19 protein-coding genes are annotated in these 20,531 nt (G+C 72.3%); 7 read left to right on the plus strand and 12 right to left on the minus strand.

Annotation, left to right across the window (positions count from 1 at the left end):
- Positions 1–4: 4 nt before the first annotated feature.
- Positions 5–1,480, minus strand: coding sequence for an APC family permease (locus tag J2X60_RS05720; RefSeq protein ID WP_309886768.1), 1,476 nt, complete (start codon positions 1,478–1,480; stop codon positions 5–7).
- Positions 1,481–1,618: 138 nt separating this feature from the next.
- Here J2X60_RS05720 and J2X60_RS05725 point away from each other — a divergent pair, with 138 nt between their 5' ends.
- Positions 1,619–2,044 (plus strand): DUF6892 domain-containing protein, encoded by a 426-nt coding sequence (locus J2X60_RS05725; RefSeq protein ID WP_309886769.1) that lies wholly within the window; start codon positions 1,619–1,621, stop codon positions 2,042–2,044.
- Between the two features lie 232 nt (positions 2,045–2,276).
- On the opposite strand, the gene J2X60_RS05730 is transcribed toward J2X60_RS05725, so the two are convergent.
- The 3 genes from J2X60_RS05730 to J2X60_RS05740 are packed head-to-tail and all read right to left on the minus strand — an operon-like array spanning position 2,277 to position 4,092.
- Positions 2,277–2,558 carry a hypothetical protein gene (locus J2X60_RS05730; RefSeq protein ID WP_309886770.1) on the minus strand — a complete coding sequence of 94 codons (282 nt, stop codon included), beginning with the start codon at positions 2,556–2,558 and terminating at the stop codon, positions 2,277–2,279.
- Positions 2,555–2,893, minus strand: coding sequence for a hypothetical protein (locus J2X60_RS05735; protein ID WP_309886771.1), 339 nt, complete (start codon positions 2,891–2,893; stop codon positions 2,555–2,557). Before J2X60_RS05735 ends, J2X60_RS05730 begins: the two co-directional genes overlap by 4 nt.
- On the minus strand, positions 2,890–4,092 hold the full coding sequence (locus J2X60_RS05740) for a glycosyltransferase (RefSeq protein ID WP_092387708.1): 1,203 nt from the start codon (positions 4,090–4,092) through the stop codon (positions 2,890–2,892). The genes J2X60_RS05735 and J2X60_RS05740 overlap by 4 nt, the downstream gene beginning before the upstream one ends.
- Positions 4,093–4,149: 57 nt before the next feature.
- On the opposite strand from J2X60_RS05740, the gene J2X60_RS05745 reads away from it, so the two are divergent.
- Together J2X60_RS05745 and J2X60_RS05750 are read left to right on the plus strand one after the other, a co-directional pair.
- Positions 4,150–4,338, plus strand: a complete 189-nt coding sequence (locus J2X60_RS05745) for an antitoxin VbhA family protein (protein ID WP_309886772.1) — start codon at positions 4,150–4,152, stop codon at positions 4,336–4,338.
- Positions 4,335–4,937 (plus strand): Fic family protein, encoded by a 603-nt coding sequence (locus J2X60_RS05750; RefSeq protein ID WP_309886773.1) that lies wholly within the window; start codon positions 4,335–4,337, stop codon positions 4,935–4,937. The genes J2X60_RS05745 and J2X60_RS05750 overlap by 4 nt, the downstream gene beginning before the upstream one ends.
- On the opposite strand, the gene J2X60_RS05755 is transcribed toward J2X60_RS05750, so the two are convergent.
- Positions 4,934–5,800, minus strand: a complete 867-nt coding sequence (locus J2X60_RS05755) for a DUF429 domain-containing protein (RefSeq protein ID WP_309886774.1) — start codon at positions 5,798–5,800, stop codon at positions 4,934–4,936. The two genes, J2X60_RS05750 and J2X60_RS05755, sit on opposite strands and share 4 nt — an antisense overlap.
- Before the next feature lie 122 nt (positions 5,801–5,922).
- On the opposite strand from J2X60_RS05755, the gene J2X60_RS05760 reads away from it, so the two are divergent.
- On the plus strand, positions 5,923–6,600 hold the full coding sequence (locus J2X60_RS05760; protein WP_309779221.1) for a G5 domain-containing protein: 678 nt from the start codon (positions 5,923–5,925) through the stop codon (positions 6,598–6,600).
- Positions 6,601–6,645: 45 nt separating this feature from the next.
- Entirely contained in the window at positions 6,646–7,665 is a 1,020-nt protein-coding gene (gene ligD, locus J2X60_RS05765) for a non-homologous end-joining DNA ligase (protein WP_309886775.1), read from the plus strand.
- A gap of 5 nt (positions 7,666–7,670) precedes the next feature.
- Here ligD and J2X60_RS05770 read toward each other — a convergent pair whose 3' ends face one another.
- Positions 7,671–7,814, minus strand: a complete 144-nt coding sequence (locus tag J2X60_RS05770) for a hypothetical protein (RefSeq protein ID WP_175473622.1) — start codon at positions 7,812–7,814, stop codon at positions 7,671–7,673.
- An 82-nt stretch (positions 7,815–7,896) separates the two neighbouring features.
- Complete coding sequence (locus J2X60_RS05775; RefSeq protein WP_309886776.1) at positions 7,897–8,946, minus strand: ATP-dependent DNA ligase; 1,050 nt, start codon at positions 8,944–8,946, stop codon at positions 7,897–7,899.
- A gap of 120 nt (positions 8,947–9,066) precedes the next feature.
- On the opposite strand from J2X60_RS05775, the gene J2X60_RS05780 reads away from it, so the two are divergent.
- On the plus strand, positions 9,067–10,110 hold the full coding sequence (locus J2X60_RS05780) for an MBL fold metallo-hydrolase (protein WP_309886777.1): 1,044 nt from the start codon (positions 9,067–9,069) through the stop codon (positions 10,108–10,110).
- A gap of 134 nt (positions 10,111–10,244) precedes the next feature.
- Here the strand turns inward: J2X60_RS05780 and J2X60_RS05785 are convergent, their stop codons facing one another.
- The 5 genes from J2X60_RS05785 to J2X60_RS05805 form a co-directional block, all read right to left on the minus strand.
- Positions 10,245–10,877, minus strand: coding sequence for an NAD(P)H-dependent oxidoreductase (locus tag J2X60_RS05785; RefSeq protein ID WP_309886778.1), 633 nt, complete (start codon positions 10,875–10,877; stop codon positions 10,245–10,247).
- A 132-nt stretch (positions 10,878–11,009) separates the two neighbouring features.
- On the minus strand, positions 11,010–12,653 hold the full coding sequence (locus J2X60_RS05790) for a putative Ig domain-containing protein (RefSeq protein WP_309886779.1): 1,644 nt from the start codon (positions 12,651–12,653) through the stop codon (positions 11,010–11,012).
- Between the two features lie 200 nt (positions 12,654–12,853).
- Positions 12,854–13,687, minus strand: coding sequence for a hypothetical protein (locus J2X60_RS05795; RefSeq protein ID WP_309886780.1), 834 nt, complete (start codon positions 13,685–13,687; stop codon positions 12,854–12,856).
- A 166-nt stretch (positions 13,688–13,853) separates the two neighbouring features.
- Positions 13,854–15,752 carry a hypothetical protein gene (locus tag J2X60_RS05800; RefSeq protein ID WP_309886781.1) on the minus strand — a complete coding sequence of 633 codons (1,899 nt, stop codon included), beginning with the start codon at positions 15,750–15,752 and terminating at the stop codon, positions 13,854–13,856.
- Between the two features lie 192 nt (positions 15,753–15,944).
- Entirely contained in the window at positions 15,945–16,847 is a 903-nt protein-coding gene (locus J2X60_RS05805; protein ID WP_309886782.1) for a LysR family transcriptional regulator, read from the minus strand.
- Positions 16,848–16,928: 81 nt separating this feature from the next.
- Here J2X60_RS05805 and J2X60_RS05810 point away from each other — a divergent pair, with 81 nt between their 5' ends.
- Positions 16,929–20,390: a proline dehydrogenase family protein gene (locus tag J2X60_RS05810; RefSeq protein ID WP_309886783.1), complete on the plus strand. Its 3,462-nt coding sequence runs from the start codon at positions 16,929–16,931 to the stop codon at positions 20,388–20,390.
- Positions 20,391–20,531 lie beyond the last annotated feature (141 nt).

Consider the following 20,531-nt stretch of genomic DNA (forward strand, 5'->3'; position numbering starts at 1 on the left):
TGGGTCAGACGTCGCGGTGGTCGTGGTCGTGCGTCTGCGCCGGCTCGTTCGGGCGCTGGACCTTCGTCGGTTCGGTGACGAGGCCGGTGGGCGCCTTCTCGGTCTGCTTCCGCCCGTGGGTGAACCACGTCACGATCCACAGCAGGATGCCGAGCGCGAGCAGCGCACCCGCGATCTGGTACTGCTGCGGGTCGCGCCCGGACGAGAAGGGCAGCACGAGCCACAGGCAGGTGACGACACCGATGATCGGCACGATGACACCCGCCCGGAAGTGCTTGTGGTCGACCTTGTCCCGGCGCAGCACCAGCACCGACGCGTTCACGACCGCGAACACCGACAGCAGCAGGAGCGAGGTGGTGCCGCCGAGCACGACGACGATGGGGGAGTCGGGGTCGAGCGAGACCCACCCGATCAGCAGCAGCGAGATGAGCGTCGTGAAGACGATCGCGGTGGACGGGGTGCGGCGGGCCAGCGAGACCTTGCCGAGGAAGCCGGGCAGGACGCCCTGCTTGCTCATGCCGTACAGCAGTCGCGACGCCATCATCATGTTGATCAGCGCGGTGTTGGCCACGGCGAACATCGAGATGAACGGCAGCAGATCGGCGATCGGGAAGTCCGGCGCGGCCGTCTGCACGACGGTGACGAGCGGCGTCTCGTTGCCGGCGAGCTCACCGATCGGCACGACCGCCACGGCGCAGATGGACACGAGCACGTAGATCACGGCCGTGATGCCGAGGCCGGTGAGCATGACCTTCGGGAAGATGCGGGAGGGGTCCTTCGTCTCCTCGGCCATGTTCACCGAGTCCTCGAACCCGACCATGGCGAAGAAGGCCAGCGACGTGGCGGTCGACACCGAGAGCAGGAGCGACTTGTCCTCCGGCGTGTCGAACATGACCACGCGCGAGAAGTCGGCGTTGCCGCCGGCGATCGCCCAGAAGCCGATGAGGATCACCATCACGAGACCGGACAGCTCGACCAGGGTGAGGACGACGTTCGTCTTCACGCTCTCGCTGACGCCCCGGAAGTTGATCGCCATCACCGCGAGCATGAAGCCCATCGCAATGAGCATCACGACCGCGTTCGGCAGCTCCAACCCGAAGCCGGCGCCGAGGTTCGCCGCGAACGCCCGCGAGGCCGTCGACGCCGAGGTGATCCCCGAGCACATCACGATGAACGTCACGATGAAGGTGACGAAGTGGATGCCGAACGCCTTGTGGACGTACAACGCCGCACCGGCCGTCTGCGGGTACTTCGTGACGAGCTCGAGGTACGAGAACGCCGTCAGCAGCGCCACGGCGAACGCGATGAGGAAGGGGAGCCACGCTGCTCCGCCGACCTCTGCCGCGACCTGACCCGTGAGCGCGTAGACGCCCGTGCCGAGGATGTCCCCGACGATGAAGAGCAGGAGGAGTTTGGGACCGATGACCCGCCGGAGCTCTGGCTGCTCCTGTTGCGGGCGCTCTGTGTTGGTGGTGGCCATGCGTCAGCCTGTTCCGCTTCGGGTCATCCTGTCCAGTCTCACAGGCAAATCGCCGCAGATCGCAACATGCTCGTGCTCCGTCGGACACGTGCCACCGCCCCTGGGCGCTCTCGGGTGGCGACGGCTACGCTCCCAGCCATGCACGACGAGACGAACACGACCGAGGAACCCGTGGAGTTCGCCGACTTCAACGCGAAGCTCCTCGTGCTCGACGTGCTCTGCTACGACCTCGACGTCCTCCAGCCCTACGCCGGGGACGACGACGAGAGCGACGAGGACCTCGACGTCGAAGGGCAGGACGACCGTGCGCGCGAGTACTACGACGACCTCGACCTCCTGCCGTCGCAGCTGTCGCTCGTGACGGAGCTGACGGTCGACTCGGACCTCGAGGTCCTGCAGGACGTGCACCCGGGGTGGGACGGCTCGGACGACCGGTACGACCCGCAGAACTGGGACGACGTCCTCGACCTGCCGGCCCTCGGCGCCGTGTACGCCGCGGCACCGCTGCCCGCGTACGTGGTCGAGCGGCTCGCCGCGAAGGGCGTCGAGGTCCGCTCCGCCTGAGCCGCGCCGCGCCCCCGCGAGCCGAGACTCGGCTGCGCGGACACCTTCGTGCGGGATCGTCCGCGAAACTGTCCGCCCAGCCGAGTCTCGCCGCGCGCGCCGCGCTCGCCTGCGCGGCGCGAGCGCGCCGAGCGGCCGCGCAGCGCCGGGCGCCCGCGCCCGCGCCGCGCCGCGCCCGCGCCGCGCCGCGCCCGCGCCGCGCCGCCGCGCTGCGCCTGCCCGCGCCGCGCGGTCAGCGGCGGAGCGCCAGCACCTGCTCCGTGAACTGCGCGGCCCCACCCTGCGCCGGGTGCCGCACCGCCACGGCGTCGATCCCCGCCAGCGCCAACGCGCCCTGCGCCTTCCGACCCACGGCGACGACACGTACGTCATCCCCGCCCGGACCCGCCCGCATCGCATCGAGCAGCGCGAGCGCGACAGGAGCCCCCTCCCGGACCTCGGCCGGCCGCGGCGTCCGGTTCGTCAGCCGGTCCGGGGCCGCGAACGGGTGGTGCGGGAAGATCGCCCACGTCACGGGAGCGCACCGTGCCAGGACGCCAGGGCAGCCTGCACGACACGGGAGGAGGCCTCCCACGGGGCGGTCGGCTCCGGCGGGACGAGGTAGACCAGCCCGAGCTCCCGCATGCTCGTGAACGGCACGCCGGTGTTCGTCATGCCGCGCCACCCCGGGGCCTCGGCGACGAGCACCGTGTCCGCCCGGGCCCCGACGGTCGAGAGGTACCGCTCGAGGTTCGCCCGACGCAGCCGCCCGGCAGCGGTCGACACGTCGTACAGCGCCTCGCTGTCGTCCGTGACCGGCACGGCGTCGAGCGCTGCCCAGAACGCGTCGAACCGCCCGCCCCCGGTCACGCGCGTCCCAGCACCCGGCGGTACACGTCCTCGAGCCCGGCGGCCGAACGCTCCCAGCTGAGGCGCTCCGCGTGCTCCCGGCCGGCCGCGGCCAGCGACGCCGCGTACGACGCGTCCGTCAGGATCCGCTCCGTCTCCGCAGCCCAGACGGCCGGGTCGCGGGACTCGAGCACGACCCCGGTCTCGCCGTCGACCACGGCCTCCCGCAGCCCTCCGGCAGCGGCGGCCACGACGGGCACCCCGGACGCCGAGCCCTCGAGCGCGACGAGGCCGTACGTCTCCGAGTGCGACGGGACCAGCACGGCTGCCGCGCCGCGGAACAGGAACGCCAGGTCGGCCCGCGACTGCGGACCGACGAACGTCACGCGGTCGGCGATCCCGAGGCGGGCCGCGAGCCGACGCAGTTCGTCCACGTAGTCACCCGCCTCGCTCGAGGCGTCCCCGGCGATGACGAGGGTGGGTCGCGCCTCCTGGCTGATGCCGGCGATCGCTTCGATCGCGAGGTCCAGCCCCTTCAACGGCTGCACCCGCGCCGCGGCGACCACGTACGGGACGTCCGCGCGGCGGGCGCCGGCGGCGGACGGACGGAACACCGACCCGTCGACGCCCGGTGGGACGATCCAGATCCGCCCGGTCTCGCCGCCGAGCCGCGTGCGGACGGTGTCCGCCTCGGCCGAGGACACGACGACGACCGCGTCGGATTCGTGCGCGAGCATGCGCTCGCCGGCCATCCGCCCGTCGGACTCCGGACGCTCGCCCTCGGACAGCGGCGTGTCGCTGTCGGCGGCGATCGAGTGGAAGGACTGCACGTGGGGGATGCCCCGCTCACGGGCCACGGGCAGTGCGGCCGCGCCGGAGAACCAGTGGTGCGAGTGGAGCACGTCGAACGGGCCGAGGTGCTCGAGCTCGCGGCGGAACGGCTCGATGAACGCGTCGTGCTCGCCCTTCGGCACCGGCTCGGCCGGCCCTGCCGACAGGAACCGCAGGCAGACGCCCGGGACGAGCGACACCGAGTCCGGTTGCGTCGGCGACGAGCGGCGCGTGATGATGTCGACGTGGTGGCCGCGGTCCGCGAGGGCCTCGGCCTGGTGGCGGACGACGACGTTCATGCCGCCGACCTCGCCGGAGCCGGGTTCGTCGCCGGGGGAGGTGTGCAGCGACACCAACCCGATGCGCAGGGGTTCGGTGGTGGTGCTCACCGCGCAAGCCTATCCGCGCGTCTGGAATCCCCGACGGTCCCGGCGTAGGATTGGAACATGGCAAAGCGAACTCGAACCGTCAGCGGAGCGGAGCGTGCCAAGCGCACGCGTGCCGTCGCTGCGGTCGTGCACTCGGGACGCCTCGAAGGCTTCAAAGACAATCCCGAGTGGATCCAGAACATGGAGCGGTTCGCCAACGGGGAGATCAGCCGCGAGGAACTCCGGGCCATCGCCCATCGCCGGTGAGCCCTCGCCCTGTCGGCGGCTACCATGATGAGCAGTACGTCCTCCGGAACAAGCTCGGTGCGACGACCCGCGAAGAACTCGCGGCGCTCGAAGTCCCCGAGGTCCAAGACCGGGAGCTCGACCTCCTGCTCGGTGAAGTGGACGGACTGTCGGGCCTCCGTCCCTCGCTGCGGGTCCGGTGCATCCACGCGTTCCTCTTCCAGGACGTCTACGAGTGGGCCGGCGAGTACCGCCTGGACGGCATCGCGAAGCACCCGGACGAGCCGTTCCTCCCTCCCGAGCTGATCCCGTCGAGGATGGAGCAGTTCGACGACGTTCTCGGCGACGCGCACGGCATGCGCGCGGATCCTCGGGAGTTCCTGACCCAACAGTTCGCGGTGCTGAACGCCATCCACCCCTTCATGGAGGGCAACGGCCGGACCCAGCGCGAGTTCTGGCGGCAGTTCGCCGAGGAGTACGGCATCGTCCTCGACTGGAGGAACGCGACCACGGCGGAGAACCACCACGCGGCACGCCGGTCCATGCTCGGCGACCTGGGGCCTCTGCGCACGCTGATCGCGAAGGTGATCGTGTCCGACGACTCGTCGGCGACGGACTAGACCGAGCCCGACACGTCCGGCACACCGGATGAAGGCGCCGGCCGCTGCGACGGGCGCGCGGGCGCCACCACGACGGGCCGACGCCCCGCCTCGTCCACGGCGTCGGACGGGAGGCACGGATCGCCTCCCAGGATCTGCACGCGGTCGTCGCCGTGCCGCTCCCAGAACGCGGCCGTCCAGGCGCAGAGGGCCCCGTCGAGCAGGTCCTCCCGGTGCTTGTGCGTCGGCCCGTGGATCCCGGAGGGCTCGGCGAGCGCCCGGGTGAGCGGATGCGTGTCGAGCCGGAGCGGAGGGTTCAGTGGCGTCTCGCGCAGCCGACGCACGAGCTCGTCGAACGCCTCCGCCCGTCGTGCCCGGGCCGTCGCCGGCGGGACGTGCAGGTCGAGACGCTTGTACCGCGGCCGCTTGACGTCGTAGCCGAGCTCCTCGACCCCGACGAGGGTCGTGTACGGGTAGCACTCGAACACCGCCGGACCGGTGCGCTCCCGCATCGCCGCGGTCGACGACACGTACCCGACGCCCAGGGCCGTCAGCCGCTCGAGCAGTCGGGCCCCGGCGCTCGCCGCGGACGCGAGGTTCGTCGGGTTCGCCGCGACCTTCCACCGGCCGTAGCGCTGGCCCACCTGCCGCTCGGCTTCGCGGATGCCGGTCGGGTTCGTCACGACGAGTGAGGCGTCCACGGCGATGAGGGAGCGCTCGCCGAGGTGCCCGGCGATCCAGTCGGTGACGGCGTCGACGCCCCGGGCCCAGCCGGCGTCGGTGACCGTTCCGTCGGTGTCCATCGCGACGAGTCCGGTCTCGTTCGGTGCGCGGGTCGCGGTGCCGAGTCCCCATGCCAGGTCCACCCCGAGGTACGCGTTCACCCGTCCATCGTGCACCCGGCGGCATGGTGTCCCCGCAGCGCGGCGATCCCGTTCTGGGGGTACGGGTGGCGTGTCCCCTTCCCGCAAACTCGGACGTCGGATCGATCGGAGAGGGACTCGAGATGCGTTGGGGAACGATGACGACCAAGGCGAAGGCCACCCTGGTGGTGGCGATCGCTGCAGTCGTGTGGGTGGGCGGGGTGGGTTCCGCCGGAGCGCTGGTGAGCGCGGCGGTGTCGAACGCGCCCGCTGCCGGTCCGTCTGCGACGGCCGAGGCGCAGCGCTTCGTGCAGACGCCCGCGCCGAGCCGCACGACCGAGCCGACCCGGACGCCGACCGCCACCCCGACGCCGGAGACCGTCGTCACCGAGGTCTCCGAACGGACGGACGTCCCGTTCGCGCGGACGACAGTCGAGGACGCGACGCTGCCGAAGGGCGAGTCGCACGTCACGACCGCAGGGGTCATGGGCGCGAAGACCACCGTCTACCGGGTCACGACGGTCGACGGTGTCGAAACGAAGCGGGAGCAGGTTCGCGAAGCACTGAACCGGGCTCCCGTCACCGAGGTCACGACAGTCGGCACGTACGTCGCGCCCGCCCCTGTGACCGCTCCGGTGCCTGCCCAGCAGGCTCCGGCCGCACCAGCACCGTCGACCCAACAGCAGGGCCTGATCACGCCGGGCGCATTGTGCGCCGACGCGCAGAACGGCGCTGTGGCCCAGGCGGCGAACGGGCGGTCGTACCAGTGCGGCGGCAAGGGGCCGGACGCGAACGGCCGCCTGCACTGGAACACGATGTAGCCGGACCTGGCGCGCCCTACCAGCGGCCCGTGTACGGTCCGCTGCATGGCGAGCGAAGCGACGACGCTGACGGTCCCGGGGCCGGACGGCGACCGGGAGGTCCGGATCAGCAGCCCCTCGCGCGTGCTCTGGCCCGAGCCCGGCATCACGAAGCTCGACCTGGCGGAGTACCTCGTCGCCGTCGGTGACGCGTTCGTCCGGGCGAACGGCGACCGCCCGATCTCGCTGCAGCGGTTCCCGGGTGGCGTCGACGGCGAGCAGTTCTTCTCGAAGAACCCGCCGAAGGGCGCGCCCGAGTACGTCCGCGCGGTCACCGTCACGTACCCGAGCGGCCGGCAGCACCCGCAGCTCGTGGTGAACGAGCCGGCCGTCGCGGTGTGGGCGGCGCAGATGAACACCGTCGTGTTCCACCCGTGGGCCTCGCGCGCCGGGGACCCCGACCACCCGGATCAGCTCCGCATCGACCTCGACCCGCAGCCCGGCACCGACTTCCACGACACCGTCCCCGTGGCGCACGAGCTCCGGAAGGTGCTCGACGAGGTCGGGCTGACGGCGTGGATCAAGACGAGCGGGAACCGTGGGCTGCACGTCTTCGCGCCGATCCTGCCCGAGTACGAGTTCCTCGACGTCCGGCACGCGGTGATCGCCGCCGCGCGCGAACTCGAGCGACGGATGCCGGACCGGGTGACGACGGCGTGGTGGAAGGAGGAGCGCGGGGAGCGTGTCTTCGTCGACTTCAACCAGGCGAACCGCGACCGGACGATGGCCGGTGCCTACAGTCCCCGTGCCCTCGCGCACGCGGCCGTGTCGACGCCGATCGCGTGGGACGAACTCGACGACGCCGATCCCACGGCGTTCACGATCCGGTCGGTGCCCGAACGGCTGCGGACCACGGGCGACCCGTGGCAGGCCATGCACGACGAGCCCGCGAGCATCACACCGCTCCTGGCGTGGTGGGAGCGCGACCTGGGCAACGGCGAGGGCGAGCTGCCCTTCCCGCCGGACTTCCCGAAGATGCCGGGGGAGCCGCCGCGCGTGCAGCCGTCACGCGCGAAGAATGCCTGAACGGGTCAGACGGCGGCGCAGTCCTCGGCGCGGCCCTCGGGCTCGGCGACGCGCGTGGTGTGTGTCGGGAGCGAGACGCTCGCCGTGTGCAGGCGCGTCAGTCGGGACCAGGTCCCGCGGTGGGCGTCGCTGATGCCGTCGATGATCATGTCCCGCTCCCGTCTGCTCGATGCGGATGCATCCGCATGGAAGAAGTTACCTAGTTAGCCTAACTACATCAATCGCCGAGCGTCAATCGGACAGCAGCACGGCGTCGAGGTCGTACGCCGCCGGGACCTCGAGCTGGTCGAAGCCGCACGAGGCGGCCTCGCGGTCGGGACGCCACCGCTCGAACTGGACCGTGTGCCGGAACCGGTCGCCCTCCATCTGGTCGTACCGCACCTCCAGGACCAGCGACGGCGTCAGCCGGACGAACGACGTGTCGCGACCCGACGAGAACCGCGAGCGTTCCCCGTCACCGGTGACGGGCCTCCCGTCCGCATCCCGGAGGACCACCCGGTCGAGCTCGTCCACCAACTCGACCCGTCGCTTGTCCGAGAAGGCGGACACGCCGCCCACCTGCCGGAGCTCGCCGTCGTCGCCGTACAAGCCGACGAGCAGCGAGCCGACGCCGGTCCCGCTCTTGTGCACGCGGTACCCGATCGCGACGACGTCGGCCGTCCGGTGGTGCTTGACCTTGAGCATGGTGCGCTTGTTCGGCTCGTACGGCTTCGCCCGGGGCTTCGCGACGACACCGTCGAGCCCGGCGCCCTCGAACGTGGTCAGCCACTCGCGGGCGAGGTCGACGTCGAGTGTGGTCCGCGTGACGAACAGCGGGTCGGACATGTCCTGCGACAGCGCGTCCAGGCGCGACCGACGCTCGTCGAACGGCAGGTCCAGGAGCTCCGTGCCGTCCACCGCGAGCAGGTCGAACGCCACGAACTGCGCGGGGGTCTCGGCGCTGAGCTTCGCGATCCGCGAGGCCGCGGGGTGGATCCGCTGCGACAGCGCCTCCCAGTCGAGCCGTTCCGCGCCGGCGTCCCCGGAGCGCAGGATCACCTCGCCGTCGAGGACCACCGGGTGCTCGCGGCCACCGAACTGTGTGCGGAAGGCCTCGACGAGTTCGGGGAAGTAGCGGGTGAGGGGCTTCGCTCCGCGGCTGCCGATCTCCACGTCGTCGCCGTCGATGGTCACGATGCCGCGGAACCCGTCCCACTTCGGCTCGTACCGGAGTCCTCCGCGCACGCTGTCGGGTTCGGGGACGGTGGGGACGGCCTTGGCGAGCATCGGTGCGATCTCCATGGGTCCTGTCTACTCGGGCGGCCGCGTCCGTCCGGCAGGTGTCGGTCCGTCGTCCGGTGGCCGTGGCCCTGGAGGCGCGGCTCGGCCCGGTCGCGACGGGCACCTCAGTAAGGTGGTCGCGTGACGACCGTGCCCCCGCCGGCAGCGCCGGCACCGGAACCGATCAGCCCCGTGCAGGCCGCCGCGCTCCGCGACGGCCTCCTGCCGCCCGTGGAGGAGGTCCGGTCGGGCATCTGGACCCTCGCCGTGCCGTTCCGCTTCGGGGTGCCCGACGCGACGCTCGTGTACGTCGTCGAGGGCTCCGACGGCTCGCTCGCGCTGATCGACCCCGGGTGGACCGCCGACGACGGTCTCGACGTGCTCCGCGACGCCCTCGCTGCGATCGGGCGGTCGCTCGACGACGTCGGATCGGTCGTCGTGACCCACCTGCACGCGGACCACCTCGGTGCCGCGGCGGCGATCCGACGGGCCACCGGCGCCCGGGTCGCCATGCACCGGCTCGAGGTCGAGGCGCTGCACCGGGAGCGGGCGGACGCCGCGGCGAACGACGCCGACATCGCGACGTGGGGACTGCCGGAGCACCTGCGCGCCGGCGTGGTCGAGGCCTGGGGGAGCGGACGACGGATCGGGCTCGGTCGGACGGCGGAGCCCTTCGCGGACCTCCTGCTCGAGGACGGCGACGTGCTGCCGGTCGCCGGTCGGACGATCCGGACGCTGTGGACCCCTGGGCACACCGCCGGGCACTGCTGCTTCGTCGACGCGGAGGACGGCCTGCTGTTCACCGGCGACCACGTCCTGCCCCGCATCAACTCCGGGATCGGGCTCGGCGGCCGAACCGCCACGAACCCGCTCGGCGACTACCTGGCCTCGCTCGGACGGCTCGACGGGTACCCCGACCTCGAGGTCTGCCCCGGCCACGAGTACCGCTTCCGTGACGTCGTCGGTCGTGCCCGCACCCTGGCGCGGCACCGCGAGGAACGGTCGCGGCACGTCGCCGACGCGCTCGACGCTCTGTCCTCGCCGACGCTCTACGAGGTGGCGTCCCGGGTGCCGTTCAGCGGGGGCATCGAGTCGATGACGGGGTTCCTGCTCGCCAGCGCGCTGACGCAGACGGCGTTCCACGCGGCGCTGCTCGGTCGCGCGGACGAGGTCCGCCCCGCCTGACCCGGCCGGTCGCGGCGGCCTCGGCGCGGTGGTTCGCACCGCCGTCGCACAACGCAAGTGCATCCGCGCCGTGGATCGCCGCGGCGCGGATGCACTTCGGTTGTGCGGGCCGCCGGGGCCGCCGGCGGAGGGCGTCAGCCGAGCGTCGCGGCGAGGCGCTCCAGCGTCGTCTTCGCGTCGGCGAACTCGGCGGCGGCGTGGTCGGCGAGCGGCGCGAGGTCGGGCAGCCGGTCCGCCAGGGTCGCACTCACGGTGATCGGGTACGGCTTCATGCCGAGCGCGGTCCCGAGGATGAGCTGCAGGACCGGTGAGCCGTGGTCCCAGCCCTCCGTCGGCGTCCCGGCGTCGTACGTGGCACCCCGGCTGACGACGGTGACGACCGGACGCCCGGCGAGCGGCTGCACGGCACCGGCGAGGACACCCGGCACGTGGATGCGGTCGATCCACGCCTTGAGCGTCGACGGCACCGTGTAGTTGTACAGCGGCGCGCCGACCACGACGACGTCGGCGCCGAGGAGTTCGTCGATCACCTCCTGCCGGAGCGCGTCGGCCTCGGGGGCCACGACCTCGTCGTCCGTGCGGTCGGCGGTGGCCCAGTGCAGCGCCGAGGTCTCGAGGTGGGGGAGCTGGTCGACGTGCAGGTCGCGGCGGACGACCGTGTACTCCGGGCCACGTGCGCGCCAGGCGTCCGCGAAGGCCGCGGTGAGGGCGCGGGAGCGGGAGTGCGCGAGGTCGGCCGAGGAGTCGATGTGCAGGAGCGTGGGCATGGTCCCCACGCTACCGACCGACACCCGCCGCATGACGGGAACGGCCCCGCCGCGCCGGTGAGGGGCGAGGCGGGGCCGAGGTGGGCCTCCCGTCAGTCACGCGGGCACGCGACTGGCGGGAGGCGTCTGGCGTCAGCGCTGGGCGTGACGGCGGCGCAGCGTGCGCACACCGATCAGACCGGCGCCGGCGAGGACGAGCCCGAGGGCCCAGGGGAGGGCACCCGTCGCGTCGGAACCGGTGTAGGCGAGCTGGCCCTTCGCGGTGGTGGGCGTGACGACGGCCACCGTCGGGGTGGTCGGACGCACGTCGACCGCGAACGAGAGCGGCTGCAGCGCGCCGCTCGCGACCGTGAGGGTGTGGATCGACGCGTGCGGGAACGTGACGCCGAAGACGCCCTGCCCCTCGGCGCCGTTCTCCTCGTAGGGCGCGACCACGTCGGTGGCGACGTCCGAGGTCACCGTCGGGACGAACGTCGGGTTGCCCTCGTCGTCGAAGTCCGACGCGTCGTTGCCGAATCGGTCGACGGGCGAGCCGGACACGATGAGCGTGCCGCCCTGCGCCACGGTGGGACGGCCGGTCGGCGTGAGGGTGAGCTCCTCGGGGAAGCCGTCCTCGTCGGTCGACAGGTCGACGGTGTAGATCGAGCCGTCGGGCTGGATGAGCCAGATGCGCTTGTCCCGCGCGGTGATCGACTTCTCGTCGGTCGTGAACGCGGTGATGCCGAACGCGGCGGCGTGGTCGACGGTCAGCTCGACGTACTGCGTGGTCGAGACGTCACCGCTCGTGGCCGTGACGGCGAAGTCGTAGAACGACGCGAGGGTGGCGGTGCCGCTCAGCTCGCCCGTGGTCGGGTCGAACGTGACGCCCTCGGGGAGCTGGTCGTCGACGGTGAAGTCGTCGTCCTCCTCGAAGCCGTACCCGATGGCGATGGAGTCGGCCTGGGACTTCGACTCGACGATCGAGTCGGCGGAGTCCTCCTCGTCGCCGTAGTACCAGTCCAGCTTGTACGTCGGCGCCGGGTACCCCTGGGCGCGGAACGTGTACGAGAACGGGTCACCAGCGGTGGCCTCGAGGGGCAGCACGTCGACGTCCGCCTCGGTGCCCTCGGTGATGGGCTTGCCGTCTGCGTCGACGAACACCGGGTCCTGCGTGATGACCGCGGAGGGGTCCGAGGTCACGGTCTCCTTGCCGCCGCCCGGCAGGTCGCCGGTCACGGTCACGACGAGCTGCTTGCCCGCCTCGGTCTGGTCGACCGTGAAGGTCTTGGTCTTGGCGATCGTCGTCGGCGTCGGGCCGGCGTCGGCCTCGGTCCAGACGTACTTGAACGAGCCGTCCTCGTCGAACCCGGTCGTGTCCGCCGTGAGCTGCGAGCCCACCTTGGTGTCGCCGGAGACGGTGACGGCGGGGTCGGCGGCCAGTGGCGTGACCGGTGCGTCCGTCGACGCGGCCGACGGCGTCTGGTTCCGTGCGGGAGCGGACGGTGCGGTGGTGCTCGTCGGCGTGCTCGTCGGCGTGCTCGTCGGCGCGTCCGTCGCGGTGTCGGTCGGCGCGTCCGTCGGTGCCGGGTCGGTCGGCGCGTCCGTCGGCGTGGTGTCCGTCGGCGCGTCGGTCGGCGTCGGGTCGGCCGGCGCGGTCTGCGTCGGGACCGACGTGTCGGCGCCCTCGGCGTGTGCTGCCGTCGCGGTCGCGATGCCGAGACCGGTCGTCAGCGCGATGAGCGCGGCGGTGGTCCCGAGCGCGCAGGCGCGTCGGACGGTGGAAGTGCTGCGGCGCACGTGTTCCCCCAGGTGTTCAGGTCCGGTCGGGTGCCGGATCGTAAGAATCTGCCGAGAATCCTCGGCCTGATCGGATCGTAGGGGTACGCGCGCGTGATCGGGAGCACCGAGCACGAAATGTGACCTGGGTTGGGGGTGCGTGCGGGAAACCGCGGGTGGCGTGCTGCTCAGCGCGCCACCCGCGGCTCCCCGTCGTCGACTCAGTGCGCGGCGTGTGCCACCGAGACCGTGAACGACGTGTGCGCGTGCTCCTGGGTCACGGTGAGGCGGTGCGACCACGCACCGCTGATCGTGATCGTGTCCTGGGCGCCGGTCCGGGTGACGTGGTCCGACGTGACGTTGCTCGTGACCGTGGACACGTCGCCGCCCTCGTCGGGAGCCTTGATGACGTTGCCCTCGGCGTCGACCGCGACCCCGGTGACGATGAGCTGCTCGAGCCGGACCGCCGGGACGGTCTTGACGACCGTCGCCTTGCTCGTGGGGGTCAGCCGCTGCCGGATGACACCGTTCGGCGCGATGTACCAGATCGGCGCGGTCGTGTTCGGCTGCGAGACGTACGTCCGCACGCCGACTGCCGCCCCCGGGCGCACGGTGAGCTGCACGTACGCGTGGGCCTCGACGCCGTTGCGGAGGGCGACGACCTGGAAGTCCCAGATACCGCTCTCGACCCCCGTGCCGGACAGGACGCCGGTGTTCGTGTTCACCGAGAAGTGGTCGGACGCGCGCGGCGAGTCCGGCGTCAGCCCGGCCGGCTCGTCCATCGCGTAGGCGACCGACCCCGCCTTCGCGTTGGTGGTGAAGGTGTACGCGAACGCCTTCCCCGCGGTCGCGGTCAGCGCGATCGGGTGGGCGGCGGACGAGCTCTGCGTGAAGGCGAGCGGCGCGGGCGTCGTCGCGGCGTGCTGGCTCGTGACCGCAGTGCTGGCGGATGCGGCGTCGACGCCGAGGACGGCGGTCGAACCGGCTGCGGCGACGGCGACCGCGACGGCGGTGACGAGGGCCGCGCGACGGCGCGACGAAGTGGTGGTGTTCATGAGATCCCCTGGTCGTTCTGTGCAGGGCGGCGATCCGCTCCTGTCAGCGACGACGGTACGACCGCAGGCGTCCCCGGGGCATTCCGGTTCACTCAGGCGGGCCGACGATGACGGGAGGCGCGGTGCCATCTGGCACCGCGCCTCCCGTCCATCAGGTGGTCGCGGCTCAGGCGCGACGGCGACGCAGCCGGTGCACCAGCAGACCGCCGCCGGCGGCGAGCAGTCCGAGCGCCCAGGCGAGGGGACCCGAGGTCTCCGCGCCGGTGTAGGCGAGACGGCCGGAGCCGGTGTTCGTGGTGGCTCCCGCCGTCGCCGCGGTCGGGGTGACGTCGAACCGGATGTCCTGCGTGCGGTTCTGGTACGCGACGGTCACGATGTGCGGCGAGGCGTGCTCGAACGTGACCCAGGTCGCGGCGGTGCTCGGGTCGTAGGTGATCCGGTCACTCGCGACGTCGCTCGTGATGGTCAGGTCGTCGTGGTCGGCGACCGCGTTCCCGTAGGCGTCCACCGGCACCGCGAGCACGAGCATGCGCTGCCCCTGTCGTGCGGGGACCGCGTCGACGACCTCGGAACCGCCGTTCGGGGTGATGTGCGTGATCGTGTCGCCGTCGACCGACCAGGTCTCCGACTCCGGGTCCCGGTCGGACGGCAGGACCGCGACGACGAGCTTCGCGAAGGCCGCGGGCGAGACGGTGACCTCGACGTTCGCGACGGCCTCCTGCCCGCCGCTCGTCGCGACGACCTGGAAGCGGAACGACGTCGCCGCCGTGCCGGTCCCGGTCAGCACGCCCGTGGTCGGGTCGATGGCGAGGTCGAGCCCGTTCCGGGCGTACGTGTCGTCGAAGGGCTCGCCCTGGACCCCGCGGAGCTCGTAGCGGAGGTCCGACGGGTCGGTCGCTCCCGACACGTCGAACGTCCGCGTGAACTGCTCGCCCGCGGTCGGGGCGATGGCGATCGGGGCGTCGGCGGACGACGGGTCGACGAACGCGAACGGCTCGTCGGTGACCACGACCGTGAAGGACGTGGACACGCCGCCCTCGGAGACCGTCACCGTGCGGGTACCCGCCTCGGTGAAGGTCACGAGGTTCGCACCCGCCGGGTCCCACACCGCACGGTCGGACGCCACGGTGCTCGTGACGGTCGACCGGGGGTAGTCGTCGTCCTGGTCGCTCCCGGTCACGCGGTTGCCGTAGGCGTCGACCGCGAGACCAGCCAGGGAGAGGGTCGTCCCGGTCGCGGCGGGGACGTCGGAGACGACGCGGACTCGTCCCTTGCCGACCGCTTCCTCCCAGATCGTGCCGTCCGGCTCGACCTGCCACAGGCCGGAGGACTGCTGCGCGGAGACCGAGAAGGTGACGCCGACCGGGGCGCCGGGCTTCACCGTGAGCTCGACGTACTCGACGGCGGTCTCGGAGCCGCTCGTGGCGATGACCTGGAACGTGTAGGTCCGCAGGGCGTACCGAGGCGACCCGGACAGCGTGCCGGTGGTCCCGTCGAACGAGAAGTCGCTGTTGAAGTCGCCCTGGCCGATCACCGGGCTGCCGTTCGCGCCGCGCACCTTGTACGTCACGGTGCCCGACCCGCCCGTCGCGGTGAACGTCCGGGACACGGTGTCGCCCACCGTCGCGGTGAGGACCAGCGGGGCGTCGGCGCTCGTGCCCTCGGGGAAGGCGAGGGCCGCGGCGGCGGACTGGTCCGGAGCCTCCTCGGCCGGCGCGCTCGCCGCGGGTGCGATGGCGGGAGCGGACGGCTCCGGTGCTGCTGTCGGGTCCGTGGTCGGGTCGGACGTCGGGGCCGGCTCGGGCGACTCGGCGGGGTCGTCGGTGACCACGGGGGGAGTCGTCCCCGTCTCGTCGGCGGTGGCCGACGTCGGGTCGCTCGCCGCGCCTCCCGAGCCGTCGGACGTGCCGGTCGTGACGGTGGTGGCGGGCGTGAGCGGTGTCGGAGCCTCGTCGGCCATCGCGCTCGTCGCGCCGATGCCGAACGCCGAGGAGGCGGTGACGATGGCGACGGCTGCGCCGATGGCGGCGCCGCGTCGGACACTGGCGGTGCAGGACTGCTTCATGGGATCCCCCTGGATGCTGTGCGGGGCACCGGGAGGTGCCCTCATCCTGGAGGTGTCGCGGCGCCGACGATCCTGACGACCCGGTACGTCTCGGTCCGGTAACGACGACGGAGCGACCGGTCGGCCGCCCTCGGGTCGGTCGCGCTCGGGTCGGTCGCCGACCGTCAGTCGCCGACGGTCGGTCGCCGACGGTCAGTCGCCGACGGTCGCGGCAGCGCGCTCAAGGGCCGAGCGGAGGGCGCGGACCGCCGGCGACGAGGACCCGGCCGCTCGGACCACCGTGAAGATCGTCCGCCGCGGGTGCTCCGGCAGCTCCACCAACCGGCACGTCGTCGTCCGCCCCGTCCACATGAGGTCCGGCATGAGGCTCGCGGCGTTGCCGGACTCGACGAGCCGGATCTGCGTCTGCAGGTCGGCGGTCTCGTACCGCACGTCGGGCTCGAAGCCCCAGCGACGGCAGACCTGCTCGGCGAAGTGCCGCGACGCGGTCCCTCGAGGCTCCATCACCCACGGCAGCGCCGCGGCGTCCTCGATCGACGACACCGGCGCGAGGGCCGTCTCGACCGGGGGCAGCGCGAGCCGGACGGCGTCGGTCGTGAGGTCCTCGCGCTGCAGTCCGGGAAGCCGCGGTGCCGCGTGCGCCGGGTACTGCTCGGCGATGACCATGTCGAAGTCCCGGATCCACGTCTCGTGCAGTGCGGTCTCCGGCTCGCGCTGCACCATCTCGATGCGGACGTCCGGGTGCTCGGTCGCCATCGCGTGCAGGGCGTTCGGCATCAGGGCGAGCGCCGCGGACTGGAACACCGCCACCCGGATCCGACCCTGCACGGTCGGCATGGTCTCCTCGACCTCGGACTGCGCCCGCTCGAGGACGTCGAGCACGTGCCCCGCGGCCTGGACGAGCACCTCGGCCTGCGGGGTGAGCTGGAGCCGCCGTCCGGCCTTGCGGAGCAGGGGGACGCCGGCCTCGCGTTCCAGGGCGGAGAGCTGCTGCGAGACGGCCGACGGCGTGAAGTTCACGGCCTCGGCCACGGCGGCGATCGTGCCACGGATCGAGAGCTCCCGGAGGAGGACCAGGCGGCGGACGTCGAGCATGCCGACACTTTAGTGTCGCTGATGGGTATCCGTCACGAAACGTTGCTTCCGCTTCAGCATGGCGGGCTCCACACTGATGCCATGACGACCCTGCACGAGCACCCCGCCACCGACCACGACGCCCTCGCGGACCAGTCCGTCGCGCTCGTGCGACAGTGGCTCGCCGAAGCCGAGACCTACCCGGTCGACGGCTCGGCGAAGCAGCTCGCCGGAGTGCTCGCCGACCCCGCCGGCCTCGACTTCGCCGTCGGCTTCGTCGACGGCGTCGTCCGCCCCGAGGACCTCGGCGTCGCCGCACGCAAGCTCCGCGCGATCGCGCCCGGAGCGCCCGGCTTCCTGCCCGCCGCACTCCGCGGGCTCGTCCGACTCGGCGGCGGGATGGCACCGGCACTGCCCGGCGTCGTCGTCCCGATCGCCCGCCGCGTGCTCCGCGACATGGTCGGCCACCTCATCGTCGACGCGACCGACGCCAAGCTCGGGCCGGCCATCGCGAAGATCAAGCGCGACGGCGTCCGGCTCAACGTCAACCTGCTCGGCGAGGCCGTCCTCGGCGAGGGCGAAGCAGCCCGCCGACTCGAGGGCACGCACAAGCTCCTCGCCCGTGACGACGTCGACTACGTGTCGATCAAGGTCTCCTCCACCGTGCACCCGCACTCCCCGTGGGCGTTCGACCACGCGGTCGAGGACATCATCGAGAAGCTCCGGCCGCTGTTCCGCCGTGCGGCGTCGGCGTCCCCGGCGAAGTTCATCAACCTCGACATGGAGGAGTACAAGGACCTCGACCTCACCATCGCTGTCTTCACGAAGCTCCTCGACGAGCCGGAGTTCCTCGGCCTCGAAGCCGGCATCGTGCTCCAGGCGTACCTGCCCGACGCGCTCGCCGCGATGGAGCACCTGCAGGAGTGGTCCGCCGCTCGCCGTGCCCGCGGCGGAGCCGGCATCAAGGTCCGCCTCGTCAAGGGCGCCAACCTGCCGATGGAGCAGGTCGAGGCCTCGGTGCACGGCTGGCCGCTCGCCACCTGGCACACCAAGCAGGACTCCGACACCAACTACAAGCGCGTGCTCGACTGGGCGCTGACGCCGTCGCGCATCGAGAACGTCCGCATCGGGGTCGCCGGCCACAACCTCTTCGACGTCGCGCACGCCTGGCTGCTCGCCGGGGAGCGCGGGGTCCGGGACGGCATCGAGTTCGAGATGCTGCTCGGCATGGCGCAGGGGCAGGCGTCTGCGGTCAAGAACACCGTCGGATCGCTCCTGCTCTACACGCCCGTCGTGCACCCGCAGGAGTTCGACGTCGCGATCGCCTACCTGATCCGCCGCCTCGAGGAAGGCGCGTCGCAGGAGAACTTCATGTCCGCGGTGTTCTCCCTGGTGTCCTCGCCCGCGCTGTTCGCCCGCGAGGAGGAGCGCTTCCGCACGTCGCTCGCCCCCCTCGCACTGCCCGGTGGGCTCGATGCCCCCACACCCCACCGCGTCGCCGACCGCTACGCAGCCGTCGATCGCCCCGGCCCGGGACACTTCGAGAACACGCCGGACAGCGACCCGTCGGTCGCCGCGGTGCGGTCCTGGGGTGCGGCCATCACGGACCGGGTCGCGTCGTCGACGCTCGGCGTCCGTGCCGTCCAGGAGGCGCGGGTCGACTCCGCCACGGCGCTCGACACCGCGCTCGGTCGCGTCCGGGACGCCGGTGCCGTCTGGGGGACCTGGTCCGGTGCCGCGCGTGGCGCGGTGCTCCACGCCGTCGGCGACGCACTCGAGGCGAACCGCGCAGCCCTGGTCGAGGTGATGGCGTCGGAGACCGGCAAGACCATCGACCAGGCCGACCCCGAGGTGTCCGAGGCGATCGACTTCGCCCACTTCTACGGTTCGCTCGCGTCCGAGCTCGACGATGTCGACGGCGCGTCCTTCACCCCGGCCGCCCTCACGCTCGTCGCGCCGCCGTGGAACTTCCCGGTCGCGATCCCCGCCGGGTCCACCCTCGCCGCGCTCGCCGCCGGGTCCGCCGTCGTGCTGAAGCCCGCGCCGCCCGCCGAGCGCTCCGGTGCCGTGCTCGCGTCGATCATCGAGACCGCGCTCGACGCCATGGGCGCACCGGCCGACGTGCTCGCATTCCTGCAGGTGTCCGAGAAGGACCTCGGGCAGCAGCTCGTCGCGTCGCCGCTCGTCGACCGGGTGATCCTCACCGGGGCGTACGAGACCGCTTCGCTGTTCCGATCCTTCCGGCCGGACCTGCCGCTGCTCGCCGAGACCTCGGGCAAGAACGCGATCATCGTCACCCCGTCCGCCGACCTCGACCTGGCCGTGAAGGACGTCGTCGCCTCGGCCTTCGGGCACGCGGGGCAGAAGTGCTCGGCCGCGTCCCTCGTCGTGCTCGTCGGCTCGGTCGCCACCTCGCGACGCTTCCGCTCGCAGCTCATCGACGCGGTGTCGTCGCTGACCGTCGGCTACCCGACCGACCCCACCACGCAGATGGGGCCGGTCATCGAACCCGCCGCCGGCAAGCTCCTGGACGGCCTGACGACGCTCGGCGCGGGGGAGTCGTGGGCGGTGCAGCCCGCGAAGCTCGATGACTCCGGCACGCTCTGGAGCCCCGGCGTCCGTGACGGTGTCCGCCGCGGGTCGGCGTTCCACCGCACGGAGTACTTCGGGCCGATCCTCGGCATCATGACCGCGCGCACGCTCGACGAGGCGATCGACATCGTCAACGAGGTCGACTACGGCCTCACCTCGGGCCTGCACTCCCTCGACCGCGCCGAGATCGGCACCTGGCTCGGGCGCATCGAGGCGGGCAACCTCTACGTCAACCGTGGCATCACGGGCGCGATCGTCCGACGCCAGCCGTTCGGCGGGTGGAAGAAGTCCGCCGTCGGTGCCGGGACAAAGGCCGGTGGGCTGAACTACCTGCTCGGGCTCGGGTCGTGGGCGCCCGCTCCCGCCGTGTCCGGTTCGTCTCCGTCGTCTGGGGTCGCCGCGTTCGTCCGTGCTGCGGGGGTGGCGTCGCCGTCGCTCGACCGGGCCGTGGCGTCCGACGAGCAGGCGTGGGCGTCGCTGTTCGGCACGGCGACCGACGTGTCCGCGCTGACGGCGGAACGGAACATCGCGCGGTACCTGCCGTACCCGGCGGTGCGGGTGCGTCTGGCTGCCTCGGCCTCCGATGACGGGGTCGCCGATCTGGTCCGCGTCGTCGCGGCGTCCGTCCGCGCCGGCACCACGATCGACGTCTCGACAGCGTCGACCCTGCCGGCCGGTGTTGCATCGGCCGTCCGGGCGCTGCCGAACGTCCGGTCGCTGACGCAGTCGCACTCCGACGCGGCGTTCGCCTCGGCGGTGGCGAGTGGTCCGTCCGGGCGCGTGCGGCTCATCGGTGGCGACACGTCGGCGCTGTACACGGCGATCGGTGGGCGGCCGGACGTGGCCGTGTACGGCGAGCCGGTGACCGAGGCCGGGCGCCTCGAGGTCCTGCCGTTCGTGCGGGAGCAGGCGGTGTCGATCACGGCGCACCGCTTCGGCACCCCGAACCACCTGACCGACGACCTGATCTAGCGCGGCGGCCGCCGCGCTCGGTCGTCGTGCGGGCGATCTCGCTTCGAACCACGAATCCGACATCGAACCAGGGCACTGGCCTGGTTCGACGTCGGGTTCGTGGTTCGACGCGGCGCGCTGTCCGGTCGCCGTGCCGCGGTG

This window comes from Curtobacterium sp. 320 (genome assembly GCF_031455235.1).
GTDB lineage: Bacteria > Actinomycetota > Actinomycetes > Actinomycetales > Microbacteriaceae > Curtobacterium.